The 18,416-nt window shown below is 60.8% G+C and carries 15 protein-coding genes; 4 read left to right on the top strand and 11 right to left on the bottom strand.

Annotated elements, in window-relative coordinates; genetic code table 11:
• The first annotated feature begins 35 nt into the window (after positions 1–35).
• Positions 36–713, top strand: coding sequence for a GntR family transcriptional regulator (locus AC13C0_RS07960; protein WP_117619376.1), 678 nt, complete (start codon positions 36–38; stop codon positions 711–713).
• Between the two features lie 6 nt (positions 714–719).
• Here AC13C0_RS07960 and AC13C0_RS07955 read toward each other — a convergent pair whose 3' ends face one another.
• Entirely contained in the window at positions 720–2,948 is a 2,229-nt protein-coding gene (locus AC13C0_RS07955) for a patatin-like phospholipase family protein (protein WP_341581256.1), read from the bottom strand.
• A 7-nt stretch (positions 2,949–2,955) separates the two neighbouring features.
• Entirely contained in the window at positions 2,956–3,573 is a 618-nt protein-coding gene (locus AC13C0_RS07950; protein ID WP_117619374.1) for a hypothetical protein, read from the bottom strand.
• A gap of 218 nt (positions 3,574–3,791) precedes the next feature.
• Here AC13C0_RS07950 and AC13C0_RS07945 point away from each other — a divergent pair, with 218 nt between their 5' ends.
• Entirely contained in the window at positions 3,792–4,157 is a 366-nt protein-coding gene (locus AC13C0_RS07945) for a hypothetical protein (protein WP_117619373.1), read from the top strand.
• 17 nt (positions 4,158–4,174) lie between these two features.
• On the opposite strand, the gene AC13C0_RS07940 is transcribed toward AC13C0_RS07945, so the two are convergent.
• Entirely contained in the window at positions 4,175–6,976 is a 2,802-nt protein-coding gene (locus tag AC13C0_RS07940; RefSeq protein ID WP_341581255.1) for an ATP-binding protein, read from the bottom strand.
• Positions 6,977–7,072: 96 nt separating this feature from the next.
• Between AC13C0_RS07940 and AC13C0_RS07935 the strand changes: the two genes are divergently transcribed.
• A complete protein-coding gene (locus tag AC13C0_RS07935; protein ID WP_117620424.1) occupies positions 7,073–7,306 on the top strand; it encodes a DUF2789 domain-containing protein in 234 nt (77 codons plus the stop codon).
• On the opposite strand, the gene AC13C0_RS07930 is transcribed toward AC13C0_RS07935, so the two are convergent.
• From AC13C0_RS07930 to AC13C0_RS07895, 8 genes are all read right to left on the bottom strand, one after another.
• Positions 7,303–7,632 carry a GGDEF domain-containing protein gene (locus AC13C0_RS07930; RefSeq protein WP_482954243.1) on the bottom strand — a complete coding sequence of 110 codons (330 nt, stop codon included), beginning with the start codon at positions 7,630–7,632 and terminating at the stop codon, positions 7,303–7,305. The genes AC13C0_RS07935 and AC13C0_RS07930 overlap by 4 nt on opposite strands.
• 40 nt (positions 7,633–7,672) lie before the next feature.
• Complete coding sequence (locus AC13C0_RS07925) at positions 7,673–8,770, bottom strand: GGDEF domain-containing protein (protein WP_482954242.1); 1,098 nt, start codon at positions 8,768–8,770, stop codon at positions 7,673–7,675.
• 59 nt (positions 8,771–8,829) lie between these two features.
• Positions 8,830–9,771 (bottom strand): tyrosine recombinase XerC, encoded by a 942-nt coding sequence (gene xerC / locus AC13C0_RS07920; RefSeq protein WP_341582819.1) that lies wholly within the window; start codon positions 9,769–9,771, stop codon positions 8,830–8,832.
• 28 nt (positions 9,772–9,799) lie between these two features.
• Entirely contained in the window at positions 9,800–10,546 is a 747-nt protein-coding gene (locus AC13C0_RS07915) for a DUF484 family protein (protein WP_341581254.1), read from the bottom strand.
• A gap of 16 nt (positions 10,547–10,562) precedes the next feature.
• Complete coding sequence (dapF, locus tag AC13C0_RS07910; RefSeq protein WP_117619369.1) at positions 10,563–11,480, bottom strand: diaminopimelate epimerase; 918 nt, start codon at positions 11,478–11,480, stop codon at positions 10,563–10,565.
• A 14-nt stretch (positions 11,481–11,494) separates the two neighbouring features.
• Entirely contained in the window at positions 11,495–12,745 is a 1,251-nt protein-coding gene (gene lysA, locus AC13C0_RS07905) for a diaminopimelate decarboxylase (RefSeq protein ID WP_117619368.1), read from the bottom strand.
• Positions 12,746–12,786: 41 nt separating this feature from the next.
• Positions 12,787–12,933 carry an LPS translocon maturation chaperone LptM gene (gene lptM, locus AC13C0_RS07900; protein WP_227539315.1) on the bottom strand — a complete coding sequence of 49 codons (147 nt, stop codon included), beginning with the start codon at positions 12,931–12,933 and terminating at the stop codon, positions 12,787–12,789.
• Positions 12,934–12,995: 62 nt separating this feature from the next.
• A complete protein-coding gene (locus AC13C0_RS07895) occupies positions 12,996–15,854 on the bottom strand; it encodes a class I adenylate cyclase (protein ID WP_117619367.1) in 2,859 nt (952 codons plus the stop codon).
• Between the two features lie 109 nt (positions 15,855–15,963).
• Here AC13C0_RS07895 and AC13C0_RS07890 point away from each other — a divergent pair, with 109 nt between their 5' ends.
• A complete protein-coding gene (locus AC13C0_RS07890; RefSeq protein WP_482954241.1) occupies positions 15,964–18,408 on the top strand; it encodes an EAL domain-containing protein in 2,445 nt (814 codons plus the stop codon).
• Positions 18,409–18,416: the final 8 nt, after the last annotated feature.

Below are 18,416 nucleotides of genomic sequence, written 5' to 3'. Positions count from 1 at the left end.
ACGAATCAGCCAGCATGCAGTAGCGACAGATCATCATGAACGTGTTCAAACCCAGAGAAACATTGACCGAGCAGGTCGCCCGCCACATAGAAAATCTCATTGCCTTTGGTCAGCTCCGGTCCGGAGAACGGATCTACGAGGGCGCCATGGCCAAAGAGATGGACGTCAGCCATGGCTCGATACGAGAGGGGCTCTTGTTGCTGGAGAAGCGGCACCTGGTCCGCAATGTTCCCCGCAAGGGCGCGTTTGTCACGCCGCTGGACGACTACTTCGTTCGCAGCCTCTATGAGACTCTGGAACTTTACCTCACCCACACCGGCCGCAAGCTGGTCCGCAACTGGCAAGCGGATGATATGGCCCGGCTAGAATCGCTGTACGATCAGATGAAAGCCTGCTTCGAAAAGAACGATCTGATGGCCTTTCTGGAGCTGGGCATCGAATACACCAAGGCATCGCTGGCTTACGCCGATAACTATTTTATTGTCTCCGCCATTGACGACCTCTGGCCGTCGGCGAAGCGCTGCGCCTTCGTCGCTTTCCAGCGGGGTGGCAACCAGGTGCTGGAAGACAACCTCGCCCACATGCAGGAATCCATCAGCGCCATCAAGGACCGGGATGAAGAGCGCCTGGCGGACATTCTGCACCGCTATGCCCTGCAGCAATGCCATCAGGTTCTGGACGCGATTGACAATACCAGCGGCAAACTCGGGTAACGGTTCTCAGTAGAAGAGCTGGGTGAACGAGAAGCCGATATTCAGGTAGGCGGTCCAGTTATCCTCGTTGTTATAGGCCGCCGCCAGTTGCACCGGGCCCAGGAAGGTATCCAGGCCGGCAAACACACTTGAGGATTTCACCGAGCTGTCCCAGCTCGCCGAATCCAGCGACGGCCACGCGTTCCCCGCCTCAAAACCCATACCAACAAACCAGGGCAAAAGCGGCCCACCGAAGGTCTGGCTGGCATAGACAGAGGCCATCAGGGCATTGTCACCGGTAATTTCACCCGGCGCATAGGCCGACAACCGCCGGAACCCGCCAAGACGGACCGCGTTTTCAATCCCCGGCGTGCCTCGGGTCACCGCATGGGCGTAGACCAACCCCGTCAGGGTCAGTGTCTTCCAGCTCCCCGTCCCCAGCGCCATGCCGGTCACCGAATCAAACCGGCGGTCGGAACCCAGGCCCTCGCGCTCAAAGCGCCCCCGAAGTCCTACGAAGCCTCCTTTGCGCGGGAAAAACGTGTCGTCCAGCGAGTCATGAACCAGCTGCAGGGCAAGGCCACCCTGATGCACGGAATCCTCCGGCGCCACCGGCTGGCCGATCTGTTCATCCACCGTGGCATAGCCCCGCGAATACGTCAGACGGACTTCGGCGCTGCCTCCGACCTCCATACCAAGAGCAAGGTCTGCTTTGCGGAAAGTCACATTCAGTTCAGCAATGCGCGTGCCAGTGGAATCAAACAGGCTGAGGGTGTCCCGGGAATACTCACCGCCCAAGACCAGGAATCGCTTATAGCCGTAGTCCAGCGGCTGATACCACTGGCTGCGGACCCAGGGTTCGGTACCCAGCTGGACGCCGGTCTGCCACTCGGCACCCAGCGCGTTAAGCTCGGTCATACGAAGCAAGGACGCAATATTGAAGTGGGTTTCGCCGTCGAAATTGTCTTCGTAGTTGAGACCAAACGACAGGTAATTCGGTCCCCAACTCTTTTCCTGAACCCGTATGGTCAGGATCGTACCTTCCGGGGACCGGGACGTGGAATAGGACACGATCTCGTAGTAGCCCAGGCCATAGATGCGCTTGAGATCCACTTCGAGCTGTCCGGTATCCAATGGCTCCCCGGGCTTTTGCCGGATTCGCTCTTTCAGAAAGTCGCTGGCCAGCCGTCGGCTGTCCTCGATCTCGATCCGGGCAACGGGTTCAGACTCCGATGCCCGTGCGCCAATCCTTGCTCGCCAGGTGTTCCAGTCTGCCTGCGACACCGAGAGCGGACGAAGCTCCACACCGTGCTCCCGGGCGGTGCTGGCACCGAGTTCAAACAGGATGGGCGCATCGTAGAAATCAGCGGAGGTGTAGCCTTCCAGGTCGGGACGTATCAAAACATCCCTACCCTTTAGTAACTCCAGTTGCTGATCGGTATTTCGTCGGGTCATGATGGTGGTGAGCTGGCCAACAACGGAGAAGGCCTCCCGCAATTCATCCGTTTCCATCAGGTTGTCGGTAATATCAACCGCAATAACAATGTCGGCGCCCAGATCCCGGGCGACACTGATCGGCAGGTTATTGGCCACGCCACCATCCACCAACAGCCGGCCCTGCCATTCCACCGGCGCGTAGACACCGGGAATGCTCATGCTGGCACGAATAGCTTCGGACAGGTTGCCATTGTCGATGATCACCTGCTCACCGCTCTCAAGATCCGTGGCAACGGCGCGGAAGGGAATCGGAAGGCGGTCGAAGTCTTCAACCAGGGCGGCGTTTCTGGTCAGCTCGTTGAGGATGAAGCCCAGGTTCTGGCCGGCAATAAGCCCACCACCAACATGCAATCCATCGGCGCGGACCCCGATGCCCGGAACCACCGGAAACCGCCAGTCATCCCGCTTTCGGCGCACCGGCTTATAGGCCCGGCCAGGGTCATCCAGAAAGCTTGAGAGCCAGTCCATCCGAATAAAACGACGTTCAATCTCGGTAACCGGCATCCCGCTGGCGTAGAGGGCGCCAACGGCAGAACCGGCACTGGTGCCAACCACCAGATCCACCGGAATCCGCATTTCTTCCAGAACCCGCAGAACGCCAACATGGGCCATGCCTTTGGCGCCACCGCCGCTGAGAACCAGACCTATACGGGGTCGTTCTTCGGCCAGGGCCGGGGGTGCGAAAAGGGGTGCGAAAAACAGCAGGACCGAGGTCAGCAGCCATGGGACTCGCAGCGCCCAGAAGTTCCGCAAACTCACAGCCGCATCATTTTCTGTCAGAGGAATTGTCGTCCGCCAGCGACAAATGGGACACATCCGGCACCACCGGCGGAGGAAGGTTGCGCTCAACGCCAAGATCACTGCCGGCCGGCGCCAGGCTCCATTCGTCCAGATGCTGGAACATCGGTGGTTCTACCTCCGATCGCTCTGCCAGCGTTTCTCCAACCGGGGCCAGGCTCAGGCCGGAGCCAGAGAGAATGTCGTCTACCTTTTCACCCGCCACCGGCAGACGATCGCCAGGCTCGGTTTGAGGAACCGTGCCCTTCTTCTCTGCGACAGCGGCGGGAGTTGCCGGCGCAGCAGGTTGCTGACTCGCCTGCCCTGCCGGCGCCTCCGGCTTCGGCTGAGGCGGATGCGGAGGGCTGGCGGCGGGCCGGGCATCGGCCATGGGCTGTACATAAGCGACCATGCCGTGTTTTTTCAGCACAGCACGGTACTTTTCGGCCTGCACCTCCTCAAGCTTGTTGCGAATAACCACCGGCTGGCCGCTGAACATACGGTCGACCTGCTCGAGCGAAGCCTTGAACAAGGTGCGGGCATTGTTGCGCGCAGCTTCCAGATCCGTTCCGGGAACGCATTCCCCTTTAAAGACAAGCTGAAACATGCGTCTTCCTCTTGGCGTCCGTCTTTCTCACATCATAGTTGATCGCGTGGCGCTCCGGGAGTCCGCGAAACATGCTGCCTCTGTGTCCAGACTGCAAACAATTGAAAAATCGATGTCACATATCACGCAAATTGCGACAGACTCTGCAATAATCAACGGTAACCAAATTTTACAATTGGTTACATATTGACCGGAACATCACCAGGGAGTGGTCTCCAATGACGATCACACAATCACTTCGCATCACCGCCGTAACGCTTTTGTTGTCGGCACCGCTTGCCCATGGTGAAAACCTGGACGTACTGATGAGCCAGGTTTTCCCGCAGGCACAGGCAACCTACATCGGTTATGAAAGCGTCGAGCGGGAGGATATCCCGGCCAGCGCCCCGGTAGAGCGAAAATACCTGATTGTAGATTTTCGCCTGGCCTCCAGTCAGCTGGCCTCAGAACAGCTTCAGGCCAGTGTTCACAAAGTCTGCATGACGCTGCTAAAAGACCGCGAGCTGATCCGGCAGCTGTCGGATTCCGGTTACGACATGGTATCAGTCGCCTTCGACCGCCGCTCCCAGTTTGACTGCCTGTAGCACCGCTGCCGGGTTGGTCAGTCATCGCGGCCCAGCAGTTTCGGAAACGCCTCGAGCGCGCTGTTGACGGCGTCGAGGTTGAACGCCTCCACATCGGCAAGCAGTTTTTCCCCGTAACCAGTCACCGAACGGGACCGGAATCGCTGGCCCCAGGCAAGCACCCGCCGGGCAAAATGTTTCATCTGCTCCGGATCGCCGCTTTCCCTGACCGTTTTCCACTCGTCACCAAAATCTGCCGCGAGCTGTTCTCTCAGCCAGCCCCGTTCCTGCATGCTGAGGGTCTGGGCCAGCAGCCGCTCGGATTCTTTCGGGGCACCTTCGTCTTCCGCCTTTTCCACGGTCGCTTCAACCCGCGGCAAGGTCACGGTGAACACTGAGCCGGTGCCTGATTCACTCTCAACTTCCAGTTCTCCGCCCATCATCCGCGCCAGCTTTCGGCTGATGGCAAGGCCGAGGCCGGTCCCCCCATAGCGCCGGGTGTTCTGGCCCTCCTGCTGCTCAAAGGCATCAAAAATCCGGTCAATCTGATCCTGAGGGATACCGATACCGGTATCCCTGACGGTCACCACCAGCTTGTAAAACTGGCGTTCCGGTGTCTCGGAGCCCGGGCTGCCGCCCTCTCCCCGGACCCTCAGGGGCTTCGCTGTAGCGCGGACAGTAACGCCACCCTCATGGGTGAATTTGATGGCATTGCCTACCAGGTTGAACAGAACCTGCCTCAGGCGGGTTTCATCCAGCATCATGGCCGCCGGCATCTTGGAATCAACACTCACCTCCAGGGTGATGCCCTGTTCCCGGGCCCGGAGATCGAAAATGTGGCGGACATCATCGAGCAGTCGCCGCACCGACACGGCGGAATAGTCCAGCCGCATTTTCCCCGCTTCAATGCGGGACAGATCCAGAATGTCGTTAATCAGCATTAGCAGGCTGCGGCTACCAGCCCGGATGGCGTCCAGATAGTTTCGCTGCTGGGGATCGGTCACGGTGTTGCTGAGCAGATCACTGTAGCCGATCACGGCGTTCATCGGTGTCCGTATTTCGTGGGACATGTTTGCCAGGAACTCGCTTTTCGCGAGGCTGGCGGCCTCTGCCTCCCGGGCGAGACGCTCGGCTTCAAGCTTGGCCGCCCGCAACTCGTCCTCACTGCGGCGAAGGGCATTTTCAGAACGGATCCGTTCATCCACTTCCCGGGACAGTTTCCGGTTCCAGTACAGGAAAATCAGAACGACGACAATGGCAATGAGCACCACCCGGCGCACCACGGTGTAATCGGCTTCCTGTTCAATATCGAGGTGAATCCAGCGATTGTAGATGGACTCGGTCTCGCTTGCCTCGAGGCTGCCCAGGGCCTTGTTCAGCACCCGCTGCAGTTCCGGACTGTCCTTCCGGACCGCCAGCCTGAGGTCGTACTGGTAAGGGGTGATACTGGTGATCCGGAGGTTCGACAAGCCCAGCCGGGCCACGGTGTAGCTGACCGCCGGGATGTGGGTAACCATAACGTCCAGATCCCCATTGGAGAGCGCCAGAAGCCCTTCCTCCACGGTGGCCACGGGGTAAAGGTCCAGATTCGGGTGGTTAATCAGCAGGTAGTCGTGGGCCGCGTGCCGGTTCACCACCCCCACCCGTTCACTGCGAAGCTCCCGGAGATCGCCGATAAAGCGCCCGTCATCCCGGATGGCAAGGGCTATAGGTACGGTCAGGTAGGCCCGGGTAAACAGAAAGTCGTCTTCGGTACGCGGCGTCCGGGATAATCCGGGAAGTATGTCGACCTCGCCGGACCGGAGCTGGTCTTCGGCGTCCATCCGGCTCCCGGCCAACTTACGGGTGAACCGGATGTTCAGTTGCTCTTCGAGGCGGGTCAGCAGATCCGGAACCAGGCCAGTGGGCCGGCCGTCCTGGGAATATTCAAACGGCGGCCAATCCGAGCGAAAGGCCACCTTGAGATCAGGATGCCGTTTCAGCCAGTCATGGTCGGAAGCAGATAGCTCGGTCCCGGTTCGCTCCAGCACAGGCTGCCCCGATTGCAGCCAGGACTGGCGGATCACCCGATGTTCGTTGTGGCTGATCGCCGAAACGGCCTTGTTCAGTACCTGAAAAAGACGATCATTGCCGGCGTCCACCTGCAACACCACATCCACCGGATTGTCATCGAGCAGATCCGACAAGCCGATGCCGTTCACCATGGCCGACTGCAGGTAATCCGAAACCACAGGCACCGGTGCCAGAAATGCATCGGCCTTGCCAGAGAGAACCTGCCCCACGGCTTCGCTGACACTGGCGACCGGAACCGGTGTGAACGCCTCCACCGGGTCGAGCATGGGGTATTGATTCGGGTCACCGTCGATGACAGCAATCCGGCTGCCCTCCAGATCCGCCAGGGTTCGAATGGCGGCATCGCCGGCACTGACAAACAGGCCGTAGGTCAGGGACATCAGCGGATCGGTGAACCGTTTCCCCGGCACCACCGGCATGCCCGGCATCCGGGTGGTCAGAATGGCATCGGTCTCAGACTCGCGCTGAACCGGGCCACGGTCTTTCTCCGACCGAAGGATCACGGGTTCGATGGCCACATCCAGCTTTTCCGATAACCGGGCCAGATAATCGATGTAGATTCCGGCCAGAGCACCTTCGCCGGTATCAAAAGCCAGCGGAACCTGAGCACTACGCAGACCTATCCGGAAGCGTTCCTGCTCCGCCAGCCAGGTCAGCTCCTTTATACCGAGTACCGGCGCCGGCGACGTTTGCGGCGGGTCCGCCCATACCGGGGATTGAAACAGTGCCAGCAGGCAGCATAGTAGGAGGGGAAGGTTAACCTTCACTGGAAATCCTCAAGGGTTCCGCTACATTTCAGGGAACAATACCTGCAATCGCCGGCGATTTCATTCAGGCAAGCCGCCAACAGGAGATGAATGGACATGGACACCAGCAAACACAACCTCAGCACTTTATTTGAGCAGCTTGGCCTTGCCTCCGACACCAGGAGCATCGAGGATTTTGTCGCCAGGTACTCCCCCCTGCCAAGCGAGGTCGCTATCCAGGATGCCCCTTTCTGGTCAGAGAGCCAGTCCCATTTCCTGGAAGAAGGATTGGAGGAAGACAGTGACTGGGCGGAGATTATCGATGAACTGGATGCCCGGATGCGCCACTAGGACTCGGCGCCCTCACTGATAACAACCCGATCGCGACCCCCGTCCTTGGCCTGGTAAAGGGCGCGGTCGGCCCGATCAAATACCGACTCTTCAGTGTCCCCCGAAACAAAACCCGCCAAGCCAGCAGAAAAGGTAATGGTTACCGGCTCGCCCCGGAAATGAAATGGCAGCTTGCCGACGTGCTCCCGCACCTTGTCGACGACGGTACGGGCATCGGCGGGCCCGGTTTCCGGGAACAGCACCACAAACTCCTCGCCCCCGAAGCGAGCCACGAAATCGGTGGTGCGCAGCCGCTCCCTGAATTCCCTGGCAACCAGCTGAAGCACCCTGTCCCCGGCCTTGTGGCCGTATGAGTCATTGATTCGCTTAAAAATCGAGAACGCCGATGGTCAGTGGATGACGGTAACGCTGCCAGCGGTTGCATTCGAAAGACAGCCGCTCCTGCCAGGCTTCCCGGTTCGGCAGCTCTGTGAGCAGGTCGGTCATGGCTCGCAGACGTTCCTTGCGAACCTGTTCCTGCATCTGCTCTGAATGCGCCTCCATGGCGGCCACTTTCTCCTGCATCGCCTCCAGTTGCTCGGAAAGCACCTGCTCACGCTCTGACTCCTGGGTGCGGAACCGGCCAACCGCCTGAACAATGGATTCCAGATGGCCACTGACAGACTGTTTGAGGTCCCGGAGGTTGTCGCTGGCCTGCAACTGCAGCCCGACCCGCTCGACTTCCTCGCGGATCTCCCGGTCAAGATGTTCTGACGCATCAAGGCGACCGGTCTGGGCCGAGGACTGGGCCGAGAAATGTTCCCGCAGGATCTCGAGTCGCTCATCCAGACGCTTGAGAAAGGCCTCAAACTCACGCTTGCTCCGGGTAACCGCGGCAATGACCAGTTCCGCGACATGATTCAGGCCTTCCCGCAACTCGTCCCAGTCGTTACTTGCCAGCAGGGATTGCTGAAGGGCCCGGGCCCGGGCCTCGGCGGCGGGTTCCAGAGAGACCTGAGTAAGCATCTGGCCCAGCAACTGACCAACCCGGCGGGCAATGCGCAGTCGTTGGGCATTGTCTTCAATATCCTGGCCATTGCCCGGTGCATGAGCGGCTTCTGAGGCGATTTCAGGCTCTGGTTGCGGCTCCGGACCGTTTTTTGGCTCTGGCTCCCGCTCTTTGCGCGAAAAAAACGACCGCTTCTTGTCACCGGAGGCCTGGTGTTCATCCAACAGGGCTACCTGGCGGTCAATCTGGTCCTGCAGTTCCTTCCAGGCATCCACATCCACCCTGCTTTTCCGTAGGTCCTTGCGGATACGGACCAGCAACCGGTCAAGCTCTGGAGTCTGACCCTCGGATGCGAGGCTGGTGCGCACCAGCATACGCTCAAGGGTATTCCGCTCCGCCTTCCACTGCTTTTCCCGGTTATCAGCAGATTCGAGTTTCTGAAGGTATTTCTCCTTCCAGGAAGGATCGGATGCCATGGAGCGCTCCCGTTTACGCTGGCTGTGCCGTTATTGAGTGGAAGTGACCGGCATGCCGGTCACTGACCTGAGGTGTTTTCGCCATGGGTCCTGCCATGATACTTATCCCGGCGAGCTCTGGGGTGACTCTGGTCATAAACCCGGGCCAAATGCTGAAAATCAAGATGAGTATAGACCTGGGTTGTGGCGATGTCGGCGTGTCCCAGCAGTTCCTGTACGGCGCGAAGGTCTCCACTGGATTCAAGCATGTGGCTGGCAAAGGAATGCCGCAGAAGATGGGGATGAAGTTTCTGGTCAGCCCCCCTGGTGATCCCCCAGCGACCAAGCCGGGCCTGAATGCTCCGGTGACTGAGCCGGCCACCGCGCTGGCTGACAAACAGGGCGTCTTCACCCTCATTGGCCAGCGCCGTCCTCTGAGTCAGCCAGGCCCGGATCGCTTCCACCGCTTTTTTCCCGACTGGCAACAGCCGCTCTTTACCGCCTTTGCCGACTACCCGGACCTCGCCACTTCGCAGGTCAACGGTTCCCGTATCCAGGCTCGCCAGTTCCGCCAGCCGCAGCCCGGAGGAATACATCAGCTCAAACATACACAGATCACGAACTTCGAGGGGGTCGTCCGGCTGGCTGTCCAGCAGGTGACTCAGCTGGTCGACGTCGGCCACCCGGGGCAGGCGCCGGCCACCCTTCGGCGCGCGGATGTCCAGGGCCGGGTTGTCGGACGCCAGCTTTTCCCTGAGCAGAAACTGGAAAAAGCGGCGAGTTGCCGAAAGGTGCCGGGCAATACTGCGGCCTGAGAGGCCTTCCCGGCTGAGAGTAGCCACATAGCGGCGAAGATCATGGTTGGTGACCCGCCGCCACGCAGGCACCTCTCTGCCAGCCAGCCACCGGGCAAGGCGCAGGAGGTCCCGCTGATAGCTGTCGCAGGTTCTGGGTGAATGCCGCGTCTCGAACGCCAGATGCCGGATGAAATCGGTTAATGGCCCGCACAGCTCATCGGGCAGGTCCGACGCCGCCGGAATCTCTGACACCTCAGCGCGACTCCGTCGCCATATCGGTAACCGGGGCGGCCATGGTGTGGCGCTGAACCATGGGCGGCAGCAGCCGGCTCAGGGTGTCGCTGATGTAGCTGAGAAACAGCGAGCCCATGCTCTGGTCAAAATAACCCGGCTGGCAGCTGCCAACGGCAAACACGCCCACCAGTTCATCATGACGCAGGGGCACCAGGGCGACAGAAGCAATCGCCTCTTCCCGGTCCGGAAACAGGAACTCCCGTTCGCTCTCGCGGAACTGGCCACACACCGCCCGCTCGCCTTCAAGCAGGCTGCCCAGTCGTTCACGGGCCACCGAAGGGCTCACCACATGGAGGGCACCCTGGGAGGCCTCCGGTAGCTCAGCGTCGGTAAACAGGAGCACCGAGGCCGCGTCGAGGCCGAAATCGCCACGGATACTGTCATCAATGGCTGAGGCCATATCGTTGAGGGTCCGCGCTTCAATCACCTGCATCAACAGGCGCTTGCTCTTTTCAAACAGGCGATCGTTGTGGCGGGCAATGGACACCAGCTCCACCAGCTCCCTGCGCAGCGTGTCCCGCTGCTCGCGGAACAGGTGCACCTGGCGTTCGACCAGGGAAATGGCGCGACCGCTGTCGTGGGGCAGAGTCAGACTGCGCAGCAGTTCGTCCTGGTCGACAAAGAAATCGGGGTTGGCCCGCAAGTACTCCGCCACCTCTTTCCGGGTGAGGTCACCGGCCTTCTGGCGGGCCGTTTGTTCTGTCATGGTGAACTCCTGGCTGTCAGGATCGTTGTTTGTGGGGGCGGCCACTGCCCTTTCGGCGGCGACTGCCAGAATCAGCTGGCAGCCTTAACTGCCCTTCAAATACGCTGGTTGCAGGCCCTTCCATCATAACAGGGGTCCCGTCACCCTGCCATTCAATGACCAGTTTGCCGCCGCGCAACTCCACTTCAACCCGATAATCCAGCAGGCCACGCAAACAGCCAGCGACCACGGCGGCACAGGCTCCGCTGCCGCAGGCCAGGGTTTCGCCGGCGCCTCGTTCGAACACCCGGAGGCGGGCGTGGCTGCGATCCAGTATCTGCAGGAAGCCGATGTTGGCCCGGGCCGGGAAGCGGGGGTGGCGCTCCAGCTTCGGCCCCAGGGTGTCCACGGGCGCTGTGTCTACGTCCTCCACCACCAGCACGCCGTGGGGATTGCCCATGGACACAGCGCTGAGCTCCACGGTCTGGCCGTCCACATCCACGGTGTACACGTCCTTGCGACGGTCTGCAGCAAACGGAATGGCCGGCGGATTCAGCTCAGGCACCCCCATATTGACCATGACCATGCCATCCCGGCCAACGCGCAGCTCGATCACACCCTTGGCGGTCTGGACCCGTATCACCTTTTTATTGGTCAGGTGCTGGTCCCGGACAAACCGGGCGAAACAACGGGCGCCATTGCCGCACTGTTCCACCTCGGAACCGTCCGCGTTGAAAATACGGTAGCGGAAATCCACGTCGGGCAAACCCGGCGGCTCCACCACCAGCAACTGGTCAAACCCGATACCGAAATTCCGGTTGGCCAGATCCCGGATCGTGTCCGGGCGCAGCCGGAACGGCTGGCTGATGGCATCCACAACCATGAAATCGTTACCCAGCCCGTGCATCTTGGTGAACCGAAGTAAGGGGCCCTGGCTCCGGCGCTGCTGGTTCATCTCCTCGCCTCCGCTCATTCCGGAAGGCAGCTCTCGGGCGCGAGCTGGTCTTCAAGGGTTTCGCGGCGCCGGACCACATGCACCTGCTCGCCATCGACCATCAGTTCCGGGGGCCGGTTGCGGGTGTTGTAGTTGGAGCTCATGACAAAGCCGTAGGCGCCGGCAGAGCGAACCGCCAGCAGGTCCCCGGACCGAAGGCGAAGGTGACGGTCCTTACCCAGGAAGTCCCCGGTTTCGCAGACTGGCCCAACCAGATCCCAGGCTTTTTCCTCGCCGTCCTGATGCGGCGTGACCGGGATGATCGCCTGCCAGGCACTGTAAAGGGCCGGACGGATCAGATCGTTCATGGCGGCATCGATGATGGCAAAGTTCCGGTGCCCGGTGCATTTCAGGAACTCGACCCTGGTAACCAGGATACCGGCATTGGCGGCAATGGAACGGCCGGGCTCGAGAATCAGCTCCAGCTTCCGGTCACCCAGACGCTCCGCCAGCGCCCGGACATAATCCGACGGCTGCGGTGGCTGCTCCTGATTGTAGGTAACGCCCAGACCGCCCCCCATATCCAGGTGATGGATATGAATACTTCGGTCGGCCAGGGTGTCGATCAGGGCCAGCACCCGGTCCAGGGCATCCAGGAACGGGGAGACGGTGGTGAGCTGGGAGCCAATATGGCAGTCCACGCCCTTGATCTCCAGGTTTGGCAGGCTCGCAGCGCGGGTGTATACGTCCGGCGCTTCGGCGATATCGATTCCGAACTTGTTCTCTTTCAGACCCGTGGAAATGTAGGGATGGGTGCCGGCATCAACATCCGGGTTCACCCGCAGGGAAACCGGCGCCCTGACGCCAAGCTCGCCAGCCACGGCATTCAGTCGGTCCAGCTCGGTATCGGACTCAACGTTGAAACAGCGCACACCCACCTCGAGCGCCCGCTTCATTTCCCATTCCTGCTTGCCAACGCCTGAAAACACCACCTTTGCCGGGTCGCCGCCGGCCCGCAGCACCCGCTCCAGCTCGCCCGCCGAGACAATATCAAAGCCGGCGCCCAGCCGGGCCAGAACATTCAGCACAGCCAGGTTGCTGTTGGCTTTTACCGCATAGCACACCAGATGGGGATGGTCTTTGAGGGCTTCGTCGTAGGCGCGATAATGGCGCTCGAGGGTCGCCCGGGAATAGACGTACGCTGGCGTGCCGAAGCGCCCGGCAATGGCAGAGACAGCCACACCCTCGGCGTAAAGCTCGCCGTTGCGATAGTTGAAATGATCCATGAGTTTCCTGATTCGTTTAACGGGGCGGAAAGGCCGGAGCGTTAGTCACGATTATCTTCATCAGATGCCTCGGCCGCAGCCCGGGCCGAAATATCCTGATTGTCCCGGTACAACGGTCCTTTCTGACCGCATCCACTCGTTGCGATCGCCAGCAACAGCACCATGATCGGAAGAGTCCACGCACGCATACCTGCTACCCCTGAGTTCACTATGGCCGCAGTATACCTGACACCCGCACCGCGCGGCGAGGTCAGCGCCCTCTGGCAAGCTGTCGATTCAGGGAATCCTCAAGCACAGACCGGTAATACAGGTACTGGCTGGTCTGGATATCCTGCTGATAGACCCTGGGGTCAATATCGTGGGGCAGATGGACATCGGTCAGGTACACCGGGTAAACCTCGCCGCTCTGGCGCAGGGAACGGATGTAGTGGGCCACGGCGGGAATCAGCTGGTCGCCGTATTCCTGCACGGTAAATTCCTGCTCGCCACAAAAAATATCAAAGCGCAGCCGGCTGTCCCCTTCGTGAATTCCGACAGCCTGCACCTCAAGCCCGGGCAAGGGCGCACCCGAATCCGATTCCGGCCGGCATTCGGCACGCCAGGCACCGTCGCGCCGGACAATCTCGTAGCATTGCACCCCGGCAACAACGCCGGGCGAATCGGTATGGCGGAGCAATCGCCGTTCAATCAGGTTGTCCAGAAACCGCAACACCGGCACCAGCAGGTGCCGACGGCTGTTCACAGCCTGGTCCCAGCTGAACACCGAGCCAAGTTCATCAACGACCCAGAGCCGCGCCTGTTCCCCCAGAACCCGGAAAAAAACCTGGATATTATCCGGTTCACTGGCCTGACTAACGGCCCGCAGGGCCGGTTCGTCCTGAAGCGCGTAACGATCGAACACCACCGGCAGATAGCGCTCCTGGGGCAGCGCCAGGTGCTCCATCAGGGCATCGAAGCTCTCCAGCGCCACGAAGCCCGGCTCCAGGCCATTGAACTGCAGCAGGAAATAACGGCGATCCATTTCGATGACGTAGCGCAACGGGTGGGGCCCTGCACCGCCGGCGAAGAAGGGCCTCAGGACATCGGCAAACAACTCCTGGACACGGCGGGCAATGGCAGAGCCGTGCCCCCGGTTATGGCAATGCACCAGAATGCCGGGCAATTCGGCTGGGTTGGCCGCCACCGATGCCAGAACGTTTTTCAGGCACTGGATGAGCGTGTCGCCAGCAGCGTAGTGCTGCAGGCTGACTTCGTGCCAGCTGTTGAAGGTGATCTGATCGATGCTGATCACCAGGTTTTCCCGGCCGCCACTGAAGCCGAGGGAATCGTGCCGGGCGCTGAGCTTGTGAAGCCCCTTGTCCGTAAGATGGGCCTGTGGGTCCACGCCAACATTGACCAGCAACAGATTTCTCAGGGGCCGGACACCCCGGGACAGGCTCTCCCGTGGTGCAGGCGCAACCGGGAATGACAGGAACCCGGACAGGGCATCCAGCATCTCCCGCAGCTCGCTCACCGAGGCAATGCTCGTCCCCGCCCGGACATTCAGCCGGGTCGAGCGGGTCAGCAGACCATTGCAGTAACACCAGACCATCAGCTCGGCCAGATTGCCGGAGCGGCGGATAACCGGCTGCCAGAAGGCATCGGCCGGATCTTCCAGGTCCCGGTAAAGCAACCAGCCTTCACCATTGCCACCCTGCTCCGACTGGTGGTGGAAAGCGAGATTCTCCTCCGCCAGCGACGGCGCGAGGCCCGGATTGATCTGTTCAATCTTGCCGGCTTTACGCTGAAACGCCGCGTACAGCTTACGGCCCAACAGGTTGATATCGCTGTCACTGATGGCGGCCCGCTGGCCGTGATCTCTGGCCATTTTTGAGAGCAAGCGGTAGCTGTGGGTAAGCTCGTTCACGATCGTCCGGCGCAGGGTGGTGACATCCTCAGCCCGCCAGCGCTGGCGCTCATCCAGCTCCGCCAGCGTGCTCTCCGGCCAGTCCCAGCGTTCAACCAGCTGCCTCAGCAGACGGGTTCGCCACTGCTCAGAGGACACCTCAGAACGGGTCAGCGGCAGGCCGGCTTTCAGGTACAGGCTGCGGCGAACCAGGTCCAGCCTCGACGCCACCTCCGGCCCGGAGAGCCAGCCCTCCAGTCGGTCATAAAGCATGACATAGGGGTCGAGACTGTCGGCGTCGGTTTCACCCCGGAAGACGGCCCGCTTGAACTCACCGGACAGCAACGCCTGCCCGGCGGTCCGGGCATAGCATTCGATCAACAGCAGCTTGAGAATGGACTTCCAGGGGGCATCAATGCCCTTGTACAGCTGCCAGACCCCGGCACCCAGAAATTCTGCTTCCGGTATCGAGGGGACCGGGCCGAAATCAATGTGCTCCTCGGCCCGTACAAACCGGCAATCCACCAGCTTTCGCATACACTGGTCATAACGGGTTTCCTGGTCGGCCGGTATCAGCCACCACATCGGCCAGGCGCCGCCCAGGTGGATGCTGGTCCGGTAGAACTCGTCCAGCAACAGGAAGTGCTGGGCACTGCCACAGTTCTCCCCCGTCACCTCTGCCCGCTGGCGCCCGGCCCGCCAGTCCGATGCACAGAAAACAAACACATGGAGCTCCACGCCGAAGGATTCGGCCCACCCGGCCAGCTTCTGCGCCTTGCGCTCGAGACAGCGAATACCCCGCTCCGGCAAATCGTTGCGGTGGCAGAGCCAGACATCAAGATCACTGGCAACGGAATGCCCCAAAGTACCGGGGCTCCCCATCAGGAACATGGCGTCCAGATCCGGTTTGCGCTTGCCTTCATCCTTCAGGGAAAAGGTACGGGTCAGCCGCTTCGCCGCATTGATGGTAGCGTCTGGCGGTTTGTAGTGACTCAGGCCGTAAGGGCAGTCGCTATCCAGGTACCCCGGCAAGGCGGGATGATTGAGGTGGAACACCAGTGGCAGAACCTCCAGAACCATCTGCTGGCGGTAGGACAACGCCGAATGGGCACGGTCCCAGCGCTGCTGGTTGACCACGAGAAACCGGTCCCTCAGCCGACGGAGAGTCTTGCGGTCTATACCCTCCTCAAAATCGAGGGCAATCGGGGCAACGTGGGTGCTCAAGGCGGCTCCGGGGAGAGGTTCTTTTCAATGCCAGTATGAGTATGATGGACGCATCGTGGCAAAACCGACAAAAAAATAAAAGCTATAGAACCCCCGAGGCTCACCCGTCGTGAAAGAATTCATCATTCGCCGCTACCGCTCGGAGCAGTCCCCGACACCGGAGCGCCATACGATTGTGCGCATTGACGATGAAGGCAAAGTGCTGCTTGCCGATCATCAGGCCGAAGCCATCCTTGGTTACGACAGCAGTGAACTGGAAGGCCAGCCGGTACACCGGATTCTGGCATCCCGCCAGGACGACCCCTTCGCGCCGGCCAACCGACACCGGATTGAACGTGGCCAGAGCGTTCTAGTGACATTCAGGCACAAGGAAGGTTTCTTTTACACAGCCTGCCTGAGCCTGCGCGTCGACATGCGTGATTCCGACAAGGCCGCCAGCGCCACCATAACCCTTTGCGACAGTTCAACCAGGGACTCACGGCTGCTGCGCTCGGCGGAGAGCAGTGCCAGTTTCGGGGTCTGGGAGCTCCACACCAGAACCAACGAGATGACCTGGACGGAGGGTATGTTCCGGCTCCTTGAGCTCAGACCCGGCAGTGAGATCACCCCGGAACAGGCCCTGTTCTACTGCCAGACCGGACAGGCACGGGTCAGGGCCATGTTCCGGCGCTGCATACGGACCGGCGAACGCTTTTGCCTCGATCTCGACATTCTTACCTCCAGGCAGAACCCGCGCCGGGTCACCCTGAATTGCCAGGCACTCAAGCAGGGGGGCCGGATTCACAGGCTCGGCGGAACGCTGGTGGACCGGACTGCCGAAATGCAGCGCGAAAGCGCCCGCCAGAATGCGCGACAGCTGCTGGCAGCGACTACCCGGGCCACTCCGGATCTTGTGGTTGCAGTGGACGCATCGTTCAACCTGCTGCATTTCAATGACGCCTGGGCCAGCCAGTTCGCGGAAACGTTTGGCGTGAATCCCGGGCACGGCGATAACCTGAGCGAACTTCTGCAGGAATTTCCGAATGAACGCAGGCTGATGGAGCGCCTCTGGCATCGTGCCTTTGAGCGGGACGGCTTCGTTGTTGAGATGCCCATGGCCCAGCAGTCCCGGGAGCTGCCGGTGCATGAGTTCCACTACCAGCGCCTGACCAACGAACTTGGCGAAGTGACCGGCGCTGTCCATGTGGCAAGGCGCATCGGGAACCGCATCAACCACGCCTCAAATGGCGACCACCGGATCCGGCACGATCCGGTCACCGGCCTGATGAACCGCAAGGAATTCATCGCCCGGATGCTCCGGACTCTGGAACAGAAAGCCCACCGGAATTCCTGTGACAGCCTGCTGTATCTGGATCTTGATGACTTTGAACGCTTCAACGATTTGGCCGGCAGCGGTACCTGTGACCGCTACCTGCGGGAGCTGGCCGGCAATCTCGGCGTGCGGGTGCATCAGCGTGACGCCCTGGCACGACTGGCCGGAGACACTTTCGCCCTGCTGATCGAGAACTGCCCGGAGGCCCGGGCCCGGAAAATTGCCCAGGAAACCCTGGACCTGATCGGGGAACTGGTCTTCGAATGGCAGGGCCACAAGCTTCAGACCACAGCCTCCGGCGGCCTCCTGATCATGGACAGCGACATACCGGGCGATCCGGAACAACTGCTCAGCCAGGCCGCGGACCTTTGCCACACCGCCAAAACCTCGGGCCGAAACCGGGTCCATGCCGCCAGAGCAATCACCCAACAGACCGACGATTCAACCGCCAGCCGACGAGTGGAGCAGATACGCGAGGCGTTGGACGGCGGTCACCTGATTCTCGAATATCAAGCCATGCGACCGGTGGCCAGCCCCACCTGGGGCGATCATATTGAAATCCTGTGCCGGATCCCGGCAACATCGGATGGCGGGACCATGCTCAGGCCCGACAACTTCCTGCCTGTCGCGGAACGTTTTGATCTGGCCAAACGCCTGGACCGCCAGGTGATTTGCCAAACCCTGGACTGGTTAGGCAACCAGCCGCTGCTGGAACCCCGACTGAAATACTGCGGCTTTAACCTGTCGCTGGCCAGTGTACTGGATGACACCTTCCCGGATTTTATGGCCCGGGCTGTGAGCGAATCGCCGTTTGCCCCCAACTGCTTTTGCCTGGAAATTCGCGAAGCTCATGCAACCCAATACCCGGACGATGTGGCCGTGCTTTGCGACGCCCTGCATCGGGCGGGCTGTCGGGTGGCTCTGGACGGCGCCGGCGCTTCGGTGGAAAGTTACAGCCTGGCGGCGAAATTGCCCGTGGACATTATCAAGCTGGATCGGCGGATGGTGCAGCAGATGGAAGAGGATCCGGTGCAGCAGGTGATGCTCGAAGCCCTGCACCGGATTGCCGAGGCCGCCGGCAAGGTCACCGTGGCCACATTTATCGAGAGCGACGATGCCCTCCGGAAAGTCAGGACCCTCGGCATCCATTATGGCCAGGGCTACCGCCTGTTCCGCCCGCAACCTCTGGAACAGCTAACGCCGGCAGCGGTTGATCTGGCCACGGGACGGATTGGCGGCTAGGCTAACGG

This window comes from Marinobacter sp. B-21 (assembly GCF_056857895.1).
This window is presented reverse-complemented; position numbering and strand designations above follow the sequence as displayed.